At 65.3% G+C, this 11103-nt stretch carries 9 protein-coding genes and 1 pseudogene; 2 read left to right on the plus strand and 8 right to left on the minus strand.

Translation table 11 applies throughout. The features are described from left to right. Together ABLE92_RS14640 and ABLE92_RS14645 are read left to right on the plus strand one after the other, a co-directional pair. On the plus strand, positions 1–469 hold a 469-nt coding region (locus ABLE92_RS14640), incomplete at its 5' end, for an HNH endonuclease (protein ID WP_348805520.1). A 207-nt stretch (positions 470–676) separates the two neighbouring features. Then, a pseudogene (locus ABLE92_RS14645) lies at positions 677–1591 on the plus strand (esterase/lipase family protein); the annotation flags it as partial. A 264-nt stretch (positions 1592–1855) separates the two neighbouring features. Here ABLE92_RS14645 and istB read toward each other — a convergent pair. The 8 genes from istB to rplN form a co-directional block, all read right to left on the minus strand. Then, the gene (istB, locus tag ABLE92_RS14650; RefSeq protein ID WP_348805641.1) at positions 1856–2623 is read right to left on the minus strand and encodes an IS21-like element helper ATPase IstB; all 768 of its coding nucleotides are present in this window, start codon (positions 2621–2623) and stop codon (positions 1856–1858) included. Further along, a complete protein-coding gene (gene istA, locus ABLE92_RS14655) occupies positions 2620–4146 on the minus strand; it encodes an IS21 family transposase (RefSeq protein WP_348805521.1) in 1527 nt (508 codons plus the stop codon). The genes istB and istA overlap by 4 nt, the downstream gene beginning before the upstream one ends. 433 nt (positions 4147–4579) lie before the next feature. Further along, positions 4580–6679 carry a protein kinase domain-containing protein gene (locus ABLE92_RS14660; protein ID WP_348805522.1) on the minus strand — a complete coding sequence of 700 codons (2100 nt, stop codon included), beginning with the start codon at positions 6677–6679 and terminating at the stop codon, positions 4580–4582. Positions 6680–6719: 40 nt separating this feature from the next. Then, the gene (locus ABLE92_RS14665; protein ID WP_348805523.1) at positions 6720–8897 is read right to left on the minus strand and encodes a protein kinase domain-containing protein; all 2178 of its coding nucleotides are present in this window, start codon (positions 8895–8897) and stop codon (positions 6720–6722) included. A 391-nt stretch (positions 8898–9288) separates the two neighbouring features. Continuing rightward, positions 9289–9474: a type Z 30S ribosomal protein S14 gene (locus tag ABLE92_RS14670; protein ID WP_006370432.1), complete on the minus strand. Its 186-nt coding sequence runs from the start codon at positions 9472–9474 to the stop codon at positions 9289–9291. 1 nt (position 9475) lies between these two features. Beyond that, a complete protein-coding gene (gene rplE / locus ABLE92_RS14675) occupies positions 9476–10054 on the minus strand; it encodes a 50S ribosomal protein L5 (protein WP_348805524.1) in 579 nt (192 codons plus the stop codon). Positions 10055–10056: 2 nt separating this feature from the next. Then, positions 10057–10374 (minus strand): 50S ribosomal protein L24, encoded by a 318-nt coding sequence (gene rplX / locus ABLE92_RS14680; RefSeq protein ID WP_348805525.1) that lies wholly within the window; start codon positions 10372–10374, stop codon positions 10057–10059. Between the two features lies 1 nt (position 10375). Beyond that, positions 10376–10744, minus strand: a complete 369-nt coding sequence (gene rplN / locus ABLE92_RS14685) for a 50S ribosomal protein L14 (RefSeq protein WP_348805526.1) — start codon at positions 10742–10744, stop codon at positions 10376–10378. Positions 10745–11103 lie beyond the last annotated feature (359 nt).

The following is an 11103-nucleotide window of genomic DNA, read 5'->3' on the forward strand; positions in this document are numbered from 1 at the left end:
CCGACGCGGCGTCGTCGCCCTCTGGGGCCGCAAACGCCGCTCACCCAATGCCGCGATGATGCGCATCATCCTCGACCGCGACCACACCTGCCGCTACCCCGGCTGCGGACGCACCCGCCACCTGCACGCCCACCACGTCACCTGGTGGTCCCGCGGCGGCGACACCCACCCCGACAACCTCATCCTGCTCTGCTCCACCCACCATCGCGCCCTCCACCAAGGAGCGTTCTCCATCACCACCCACGCCCTGCAACACTTCACCTTCCACCGCACCGACGGCACCGAAATACTCACCGCCCCAACACAACACACACCCAACGGCTGGCAACCCGCACCCATCCCCCACGACGCCGTGGTACCCATCAACCCCGGAAAACTCGACCTCGGCTACACCACCGAAGTCCTCTACACCATCTGGGACCACCGCCACCGAGAACAACGCACCACCGAACTCGCCCACGCCGCCTAGCCGACAATCCCCAGCGTTCCGCGGAACGCTGAAGACTGCCGGCAACCGACCCGCGGCCGGTACTCAAAGCCCGGTCGCGCGTGACCGATCAACCGGCGAATCGGAGGTTCGTTGCACTCGCAGGGACGTGATAACTTACGTCGACATCTGCGATGCACAGCACTGGCTCGCCTGCATCGTGAAGCACATCACCACGAGGGAGTGGCGATGCCGTCACGTACGCAGACGTCACCGCGGACGATTACCGGACCGCGCCGACACTGGACGCGCCGAGTTCTATCCGGTATCGGGGCCGTGGCCACCGGCGTTTGCCTCACTCTCACACTGGCGGGTCCGGCGACCGCAACGACCCAACAGGATCTGCTCAACGCCATCGACGACGGGAGCAGGCCCGCTGCGGCCGCGACCGAGACATTTCTTCTCAACGGGGAAAGCAGTTGGCGCACGCCGACCGGTTCTGGTCCCGAGCAGACCTCATTTTTGCCCGCCTTCGCCTACGGCCTGACCAACCCCGATGTGGCGCCGCCCGGTTCGAACGATTGGTCATGCAAGCCCAAGGCCGGTCAGGAACCCGTCGTGCTCGTGCATGGCACCTGGGAGAATGCCGTCAACAACTGGGCGATGATCTCGCCGGCACTCAAGCGCGCAGGATTCTGCGTGTACGCACTCAACTACGGTATTCAGCCGCTGACGCAGGGCGGCGGCCTCGGAGCGGTGGTGCCCGGCGTCTACGCCACCGGCGACATCGTGAAATCCGGGAAACAAATCGGCATCTTCGTCGACAAGGTTCTGGCGTCCTCCGGCGCCACCAAGGTCAATATGGTCGGTCATTCCCAAGGCGGCATCTCCCTGCGCCAGTACATCCGATTCAACGGCGGCGAGAACAAGGTCGCCAACGTCGTCACCCTCGGTGCCACGAACAACGGCACCACCCTCGACGGCATCGCCACCCTGGGCCGGACCATCAACAATCTGGGTATCGACGTCTTGGGACCGATCACTTTGGGCGTGGGTGTGGCGGGTATTCAGCAGGTGTACGACTCACCGTTCATCAACAACCTGAACAGCGGCGGCGTCTACGCCATCGGCGACATCAAGTACACCATCGTGGGTACGCGCTACGACGAGGTGACCACCCCGTACACCTCGACGTTCTTTCCACCCGGGACAAAGAACACCCGCAACATCACGTTGCAGGACGGGTGCCCGCAGGACACGTCCGATCACCTCGCGCTGAGCTATTCACCGCGCGCGACGTCAATCGTGTGTCAAGGGACATCGGGAAGTGCCCACAGGCGGACGTGGGAACTGCCCGTAGGCGGTCACGGGGGGGTGCCCGGTGGCGGACATGAATGTGCCCACCGTTGGTCCGCCACCGGGGGTGTGTCAGTTCAGGGCGGTGACCCCCTTCCCGGCGAGTGCTTGGGCCAGGCGCACGGAGTCGCCGGTGGTCTGGCAGAGGTGGGCGTGGTGCAGCAGCCGGTCCACGGTGGCAGTGGCCAGTGTTTTGGGCATGAGTTCGTCGAAACCGGATGGGTGCAGGTTGGAGGACACGGCCACCGATTTGCGTTCGTAGGCGGCTTCTACGACCCGGTAGAGCCCTTCTGCGGCGTCAGCACCTACTGGCAGCAGGCCGACGTCGTCGATGACGACGAGTTCGGCGCGCACGATCTTGGCGATGGCCTTGCCCAGGGTGTCATCGGCGCGGTGCGCGCGGACCAGGGTGCCGAGTTGCTCGAGGCTGAACCACGCAACGGGCATGCCGGCCTCGATCGCTTTCTGGCCGAGGGCTTCGAGGAAGAATGTTTTGCCGGTGCCGGCGGGTCCGCACACCACGAGGTTCTCGCGTCGCTGCACCCATTCGAGGGTTTGCAGGGCGTGCTGGGTGGGTACGGGGATCGAGGAGGCGGTTTCGTCCCACACGTCGAAGGTTTTGCCGGTCGGGAAGTTCGCCGATTTGCGGCGTGAGGCCAACATCGATCGGGCGCGGCCTGCGGATTCTTCGGCGAGCAATGCTTTGACGACTTCGGCGGGGTCCCAGCGTTGTGCCCGTGCGGTTGCCAGCACGTCACCGGCGATCGCGCGGGCATGGGGCAGCCGCAGTTGCCGCATCAACGTTTCGACTTCTGCAGGCAACATCGTTGTTGTGGTCATCGTGTTTCCTCCTCGCCGAGATAGGCGTCGTCGATAGTGTTGTTGCCCAACATGTTCCAGACTTTGGTTCCTTGTGCCAGCGAGGTGTTCTCCGAGGCCTGGTGCCGCGTGTGGTCGAGGTCTTTGGCGGCCAGGATGGAGTCGAGATCACCGGTGGCGAATCGGCCGTGTACCGCGGCATGGCCCAACGCCCAGTCCACATCCGAGGTGGTGTGCAGGGCGGCCAGCGACACGGCATGGCGCATCTTCTCCCGCATGCGTTCGGTGCCGACGGCGGCGGCTTCTTTCAACCACAATCCGGCGCCCTCGCCGATCGCCAGGAACGCGTGGTCGTCGGTGTTGCGTGCCCGAATCCGATAGTCACCCGGGATTTTCGGTTCATGGTCGGGGAAGTGGGCGTCATCGATCGCCGGGGTACCGCGGCTGGTACGGCGGTGTCGGGCCACCTCGGTCGGGCCGCCGTCATCGAGCGCGCACACGATCACCTCATCGGTGGCGGGGTGATGACGCACCCACACCGATTGACCCAACAGTGTTGCCGGAACAGAGTATTGACAGTGTTCGAACGAGATCATCGGCGTGTTGCGGGGGACCTGGCGAGTCACCCCCAACCCGGTGGTGTGCGGCAGATCGGGGATCGGATGCAGTCGGGTGCGTTCGGCGGCGAGCATCTCGATCGGACGTCGTCCGGTGGTGCGGTGCTCCCGGTCGTTGATCTCACCCATGAACTGCTCACACGCGGCCACGACATCGCCGAAGGTCTCGTAGGCGTCGAGCAGATTGGTGTCGGTCGGCACGATATCGGCCTTGGCCAGTTTCACCGCGTTCTCCACCCCGCCCTTGGTGGCCGGGTCGGCCGGCTCGCAGGTGAGCACTGTGACGCCGTAGTAGCGGCCAAAACTGACCGCCTGCCGGTTGCGGATCGGTACCCCGGCGATATGGCCAGTGGTGACCGTTTTCTCGTTGTCGGTCAACACATACGACGGGGCGCCACCGAGAATGCGGAACACCCGATCCAGACCGGCGAACACGCTCGGCGCGGTCCGGTCGTGCAGCGCGATCACCACCCGGTAGCGGCACCACGCCAGCCACGCCACCAGTAACACCACCTTGCGGCCATCAACAACCGGCCCGTCGCCGAAGTCGTACTGCACCCACAGGCCGGGTTCGGTCACCCACGGCCGGTGCACTCGCGTATTACCCACGCGCCATTGCGCTTTCATTTCCGCGACCGCACGCCGTGTGGTACGTTCATTCCCTGTATAGCCAAGGGCCACAAGCTTTTCGTGTGCCTTGTCGGCGCGGATCTTTCCTTTCGTATCCACCACCCACCCCTCGATATGAGGCAGGTAGTCGTCGATCAATCGGGCGCGGCGCACCACCGGCGCCAGCCCGGCGGCACGGTCGTCAACCGCCCGTTTCACCGTGTGATGGCTGCAGCCGCACAACTCGGCCGCAGCCCGATACGACCCCGTCAGGTCGTAGGCATTGAGTATGTCCATGAGTTCTCCGTCAGACTTCAAGATGGGTCTCTCCCGTGAGTGAGTTCGATACGACTAGGCATCGCTATCGAAGCCACGGGAGAGGCCCGCACAGCGCAGACGCGCCGCCGGATGAGACAGGTGTGGGCAAAATCGTGTCCGCCGACGGGCACTTTCCTGACCGCCGATGGGCAGTCCTTATTGGCCGTCAGCGGGCACTTTCGTGACCGCCCATGGGCAGTTTTTCATGTCCGCTGACAATCGTGCTGCGCGCATTTGGCGCGAATGTCCCGCTGGTGTGTACACCCAACCTGTGGCTGGTGGGGTAGCCGCACAATTCCAGCGACACGGCGCGGCAGTGAATGTCGACGACGGCGAGACCTGTTGGCACGCAGCCCAACGCAGTGGCGTCTCAAGGCGCTGAGCAGACCCGCCCAGCGTTCCGCGGAACGCTGAACGTGAACGCGACAGGCGCTCAGATGCCGTTGACCCGAACCGGAGTCGCGCGGATGTCCGTACCACCGTCGCCGAGTTGACCCTTGCTGCCGTCTCCCCAGCAGTACACGCCGCCATTGGCGACGGCGCACGCGTGCAGCGTGCCGACGGCGACCGCACTTGCGTCCGAGATCCCGGAGGGAGCCGCGGTCAGTTCGCCGTCGGCGAGTGTCGTCGAACCGCTGCCCAGCTGGCCCGAGTTGCCATCGCCCCAACACCGCAGTCCGTTCGAAGCGATTGCGCAGGAGGAGTATCCGCCGGATGCAAGGACCGTCACGCCGGTGAGTCCGAACTCAGGCTTGGCCAGCGGGTTGGACCAATCGGCCCCGATCACGTACGGACCCTGCCATCGTCCCCAGCACTCCAGAGGCCCCGACTGCGAACCGGCGCAGAAGCCGTTGTGGACGCTGCCCAGTTCCGATACATCGCCGAGCCCGGCCACCGGAACGGGCTGCAGCCGATTTACTGTCGTACCGTCACCGACGTTGCCTTCCTTGTTGTAGCCCCAACACGACACCCGGTCGCCCACGAGAGCGCACGTCGTCGCATACGCCAACGCAACGCTGCGTACTCCAGTCAGACCCGGCACCTTCGTCGGAGTGCCGCGGCTGGTGGTGGAGCCGTCGCCGAGTTGCCCGGCTTTGTTCTCTCCCCAGCAGTACAGTTCACCGTCGGCGACAGCGCAGATGCCGTCATTCTGCATCGACACCGCGGTCACCCCGGCCAGCCCGTCCACCTTGGTGGGGATGGATGTATGCGGCCGATTGTCTTCTGAGCCAGACATTTCCGCGCTGACGTCGACACCCCAACAGAACAGGTTCCCCTCGGACACCGCGCACACGCTGTCGTTGATCGCCGAGATCACCGACACCTTCGATATCCCGGCGACCTGCACCGGTGTCGGCGACGTCGTCCTCGCAGCAGTACCCAGGACGCCGCCTTCGCTGGCTCCCCAGCAGTACACATCTCCGTCGCGCACCGCACAGCTGAACGACGTCCCGGCAGCCACCTGTGACACACCGTTCTGCACGGCAGCCGCAACCGGTCCCGGACCGGACGACGAGTCGCGGTTCTGCACCACCGCAATCACCGCGCCGACAAGCACGGCGACCAAGGCCACCGCGCCCACTGCCACCGCCAGTCGTGTGATGCGACGACGAGGCCGACCGGGCACCGGGTGCGACGGTCCGATCTGGGTCGGGTCATAGTGGTGGGCCACGTGCGGGAAAGCGGGTGTGGGTCGGGTCGCGCCGGCGTGGTGCGCCACCGACATCGCCTGTGCGAGTGCAGCAACGAATTCACGGCAGGACGCATACCGCTGTGTCGGGATCTTCGCCAGTGCACGTTGAAAGACCGGATCGAGCACAGCGAGATCCGGACGTAGCGCACTCACCGAGGGTGTCGCGTGGAAGTGGCCCATCATCACCATCGACGGGCTGTCGCCCGGGAACGGTACGCTGCCGGTCATCAAGAGGAATAGCGTGCAGGCGAGACTATATTGGTCCGATGCCGGGGACGCCTCGACGCCGTCGAGTACCTCGGGTGCCGAGTACGAGATCGTCCCGATGAATGCTCCGGTTCCGGTCATCCCGGTGGCGGCGGACAGCTTCGCGACGCCGAAATCGAGGACGGTGACGCGCTCGAGTTCGCCACGTGTTCCACGGCCCACCTGAATGTTCGCCGGCTTGATGTCGCGGTGCACGACGCCACGGGAGTGGGCGTAGTCGAGAGCATCGGCAACCCGCATCGCCACGTCGACGACCTCTCGGTCCGGCAGCCGAACACCGGACAAGTCCGACCCGGCGAGGTATTCCATCGAGAACCACGGTGCGTCGTCCTCCACCCCGTACCGGTACAGCCGGATGATCGACGGATGATCCAGTGCCGCAGTGGTTTGCGCCTCGCGGGCGAAGCGCGCCGCGAACTGCGGGTCCGCACTGACCGCACTCCCGATCACCTTGAGGGCTTCTTGCCGCCGGAGTTGCGGATTCTCGACGAGGTAGACCTCACCCATGCCACCGCGACCCAACCGCCGAATCACCTGATAGCCCGCGAAGTTCGAGCCGGGAGTCAATGACATGAAGATGTCCTCCTCAATAGGAAGTCGACGGTCCGTGCGCTCACGGGAAGACCACTTGGGTGGGCGCACTCCGGCTGGCGCCTCGGGTTCCATCCCCCAGTTCGCCGTAATCGTTGTCGCCCCAACAGCTGACGCCATCGGCCACGCCCACACACACCGTTTCGTTGCCGACACTCACGTCCGAGAGGGCGGTCAACCCAGGGACTGCGGTCGGCACCAGCCGATCGGTGAAGGTTCCATCGCCGATCTGGCCCTTGTCATTGGAGCCCCAACACGACACCTGGCCACCGCTAACCGCGCAGGTGTTGGCGTATCCGGCGCTGACCGCGGCAACATCGGTCAGGTTCAGCACTGACCGAGGCGAGTTGGTGCCTGCCGCAGTGCCACCGTCGCCCAGTTGCCCGTTGTCGCCGTCTCCCCAGCACCACAGGCGATCGCCGTCGGTCGCGCAGGCATGCCACGTCCCCACCGAGACCTGGGTGATACCGCTCAGGCCGGACACACGCGCGGGACTCGGTGAATCCCCGGAGTGGCCGACGCCCAATTGTCCGTATTCGTTATCACCCCAGCAGAAGAGCGACCCACCGGCCACGGCGCACGTGCTCCCCCATCCGGCCGAGATCGCATCGACGCTCTCGAGCCCGCGAACCTCCGACACGGGCGCGACGTCGGCGGTGCTGCCGTCCCCGAGTTGACCATTCTTGTTCTCACCCCAGCAGTAGGCCTGCTCGTCGACGAGTGCGCACGCATGCCATTTTCCCACCGTTAGTCCAGTGGCCTCGCCGAGCAGCGGCACCTGAACCGGCGTGCGGCGGTCGGGGCCACCACCATCGCCCATCGCGCCGTCTTCCCCGCCGCCCCAACAGAAGACCTTTCCACCCGCCAACGCGCAGCTGAAGGACCAACCCACGCCGACCGCGGTCACATCGGTCAGTCCGGCCACCCGGACTGGCTTGGTGCGCGCAATGGTCGTCCCGTCGCCGACCTCTCCTTTGTCATTTCCACCCCAGCAGAATGCGGAACCGTCCCGGACCGAGCAGGTGTGCTGCTGCGCGGTGGCGACGGTGCCGAGTCTGATCGGCACGACCTGCGCAGCGGCACGTTCGGTGCCATCTCCAGGTTGGTCCGTTCCGGTACTCCTGTTCAGAACGACGGCCGTGCCGACGACGACGATGAGGAGGGCGAACACGACGGCTCCGACGACGATGAGTCGCCGTCGCACTCCCTGCTTGTGACGGCCGACGGGATCGACCGAGCTAAAGGCCGCTCGAGTGGTCGTCGCGCGTACGGCCTCGGGTGGGTATCCGGTCGGTGATGTACCGGCGATCGTGGCCGTCCCGGGCGGACGACTACCCGGAGTTGGTGGTCGGACCGTCGACTGCGTCGGCCGCCCGGGTGCAGCACCGGCCAGCGCTGGATCGACGAGAGCGCGGGCGAAGCTCCGACAGTCCGGGAACCGCAGGCCGGGATCCTTGGACAGGGCACGGGCGAAGACCGGATCGAGCGCACGCAGGGCCGGACGGCGAGTGCCGATCGGCGGAGCGGGTCGCGACAGGTGGGCAACCATCAGGACCGACGGGACGCGGGCCTCGAAAGGTGGTGTCCCCGTGAGCAGTTCGTAGGCGGTGCACGCCAGGCTGTACTGGTCTGAGGCCGGCAGCAGCCCGCGGCCGTCGATGACCTCGGGCGCGGAGTAGGTGAGCGTGCCGATGAAGGCACCGGTACTGGTCAATCCGGTCTCGGTGGTGAGTTTGGCGATGCCGAAGTCGAGGACCGTGACCCGGTCCACCCGGCCGTCGGCGCCACGGCCGAGATGGATGTTGGCCGGCTTGACGTCGCGGTGAATCACGTTGTTCCGGTGCGCATGGTCGAGCGCGTCGGCCACGCGGGCGATCACCCCCAGCGTCTCGTCGACGGTGGGGCGGTCCTCGGTGAGATCGTGACCGTTCAGGACCGGCATGGTGAACCAGGGCAGTCCGTCCTCGATGCCGTGGTGATTCACCGCCACGATGCCGGAATGACTCAGTGCCCCGGCGACTCGCGCCTCTCGGGTGAACCGCTGCTGGAACTGGTGGTCATCGTCGGCGATGGAGATGATCTTGAGCGCCTCAGGCCGATCGAGTGCGAGGTTGGTGACCAGGTACACCGCACCCATCCCGCCTTGCCCGAGCAGACGCTCGATCCGATATCCGGCGAATGTCGAACCGGGACTCAGCATGTCGGACGTCCTTCGGCGTGGTACACGGCTGGGTTCCGTCGTGTCAGGACGCCGCGGTAGCGATCGATGAGAGTTTGAATTGTATGGTCCGGCGCCGCCCATGGCCTGGACCCGCGACGGTCATCGCCGAACATTCCTCCGGACGAGGGACACTCGAGCGATCAGCACGGGTGACCACCGATGCCGCCTCTACCAATCGAGACGAAACTTCCTCCCCCACCTTCGGGTTCCTCCCCCAGCACTTTCCCGAGAACGAAATGACAAGTGGGGGAGGAACATTCTTCCCCCACTTTCAGCAGCTCCCGAGAGCACGCAAGACCCCGCCTCCACGTGGGAGACGGGGTCTTGGGTTCAGTTGTGCTGTGCTGCCGGTGAGATCACCGGCAGGAAGTCACCAGCTCGACTTCTGCACACCCGGCAGCTCGCCGGCGTGTGCCATTTCGCGCAGGCACACGCGGCACAGGCCGAACTTGCGGTACACCGAGTGCGGGCGACCGCACTTGTTGCAGCGGGTGTAGGCGCGCACGGCGAACTTCGGCTTCTTGTTGGCCTTGTTGATCAGAGCCTTCTTGGCCATCTTAGTTGTCCTTCGCGTTGTTGTCCTTGAACGGGAAGCCCAGGTGGCGCAGCAGTGCGCGGCCTTCCTCGTCGTTGGTGGCCGAGGTGACGACGGTGATGTCCATGCCGCGCGGCCGGTCGATGTTGTCGATGTTGATCTCGTGGAACATCGACTGCTCGTTGAGACCGAAGGTGTAGTTGCCGTTGCCGTCGAACTGGCGGTCGCTCAGACCACGGAAGTCGCGGATACGGGGAAGTGCGATCGACACGAGACGGTCGAGGAACTCCCACATGCGGTCGCCGCGCAGCGTGACGCGCGCGCCGATCGGCATGCCCTCACGCAGCTTGAACTGCGCGATGGACTTACGAGCACGACGGATCTCCGGCTTCTGGCCGGTGATCAGGGCGAGGTCGGCGACCGCGCCGTTGATCAGCTTGGCGTCGCGGGCGGCGTCACCGACACCCATGTTGACGACGACCTTGACGACGCCCGGGATCTGCATCACGTTGGCGTAGTCGAACTCGCTGTTCAGTGCGTCCTTGATCTCGGCGCGGTAGCGCTGCTTGAGCCGAGGCTGGACCTTCTCAGTTGTGGTCATGATCAGATGTCCTTCCCGGTCTTGCGCGAGATCCGGACCTTCTTGCCGGTTTCCTCGTCGACGCGGTATCCGACGCGGGTCGGGTTGCCGTCGGAGTCCACGACCATCACGTTGGACACGTGGATGGGGGCCTCCTGGGTCACGATGCCGCCGGACGATGCGCCACGCTCGCCGGCCGAGGCCGCGGTGTGCTTCTTGATGCGGTTGACGCCCTCGACCAGAACACGCTCGTCCTTCGGGAAGGCCTGGATGACCTTACCCTTGGCGCCCTTGTCCTTGCCCGAGATGACGATCACGGTGTCACCCTTGTGCACCTTCATGTCAGATCACCTCCGGTGCCAGCGACACGATTTTCATGAACTTCTTCTCACGCAGCTCGCGGCCGACCGGGCCGAAGATGCGGGTTCCACGGGGATCGCTCTCACCCTTGAGGATGACGGCAGCGTTCTCGTCGAAACGGATGTAGCTTCCGTCCTGGCGACGGCGCTCCTTGGTGGTGCGCACGATGACGGCCTTGACGACCTCACCCTTTTTGACGTTGCCGCCGGGGATGGCGTCCTTGACGGTGGCGACGATGACGTCACCGATGCTGGCGTAGCGCCGCGACGAACCGCCGAGCACACGGATGCACAAGATCTCCTTGGCACCGGTGTTGTCGGCGACCCGCAGGCGAGACTCCTGCTGAATCACTCGATTCTCTCCTTGACCTGGATGGTTATGTCCGCCGGATTTCCGACCCGACGCACACGGTCTGTCACCACCGGACACACGCCTGCCTGGGCTTTTCCGCTTGCGCGGGACCTCCCAGTGGGTTCGTGAGCCGATTCGCGGCACATGCGTGCTGCGGGCAACCCGTCAAGTGTAGGTGAAACCGCAGGTGGGAACCAAATCCGTGCCTGCGACAAAACTTTTTCGCCGTCTCACCCATCTGCGCCCATCCCCCGGACGAAGCACCGCGCGAGTCACCACCGGGCACGGCTGCAGCACGTCGGCCGAGCCCGGGCCCGTCCACCAGAGACTCCCGTCCACAGACTCCCGTCCACGTCAGG

Source organism: Gordonia oleivorans (assembly GCF_040044975.1).
Classification (GTDB): Bacteria; Actinomycetota; Actinomycetes; order Mycobacteriales; family Mycobacteriaceae; genus Gordonia; species Gordonia oleivorans.

Bases quoted from the DNA above. Each gene is read 5' to 3' on its own strand.
- istB (WP_348805641.1), bottom strand. From the start codon at position 2,623: ATGACCACAACAACGATGTTGCCTGCAGAAGTCGAAACGTTGATGCGG.
- ABLE92_RS14660 (WP_348805522.1), bottom strand. From the start codon at position 6,679: ATGTCATTGACTCCCGGCTCGAACTTCGCGGGCTATCAGGTGATTCGG.
- ABLE92_RS14665 (WP_348805523.1), bottom strand. From the start codon at position 8,897: ATGCTGAGTCCCGGTTCGACATTCGCCGGATATCGGATCGAGCGTCTG.
- ABLE92_RS14670 (WP_006370432.1), bottom strand. From the start codon at position 9,474: ATGGCCAAGAAGGCTCTGATCAACAAGGCCAACAAGAAGCCGAAGTTC.
- rplE (WP_348805524.1), bottom strand. From the start codon at position 10,054: ATGACCACAACTGAGAAGGTCCAGCCTCGGCTCAAGCAGCGCTACCGC.
- rplX (WP_348805525.1), bottom strand. From the start codon at position 10,374: ATGAAGGTGCACAAGGGTGACACCGTGATCGTCATCTCGGGCAAGGAC.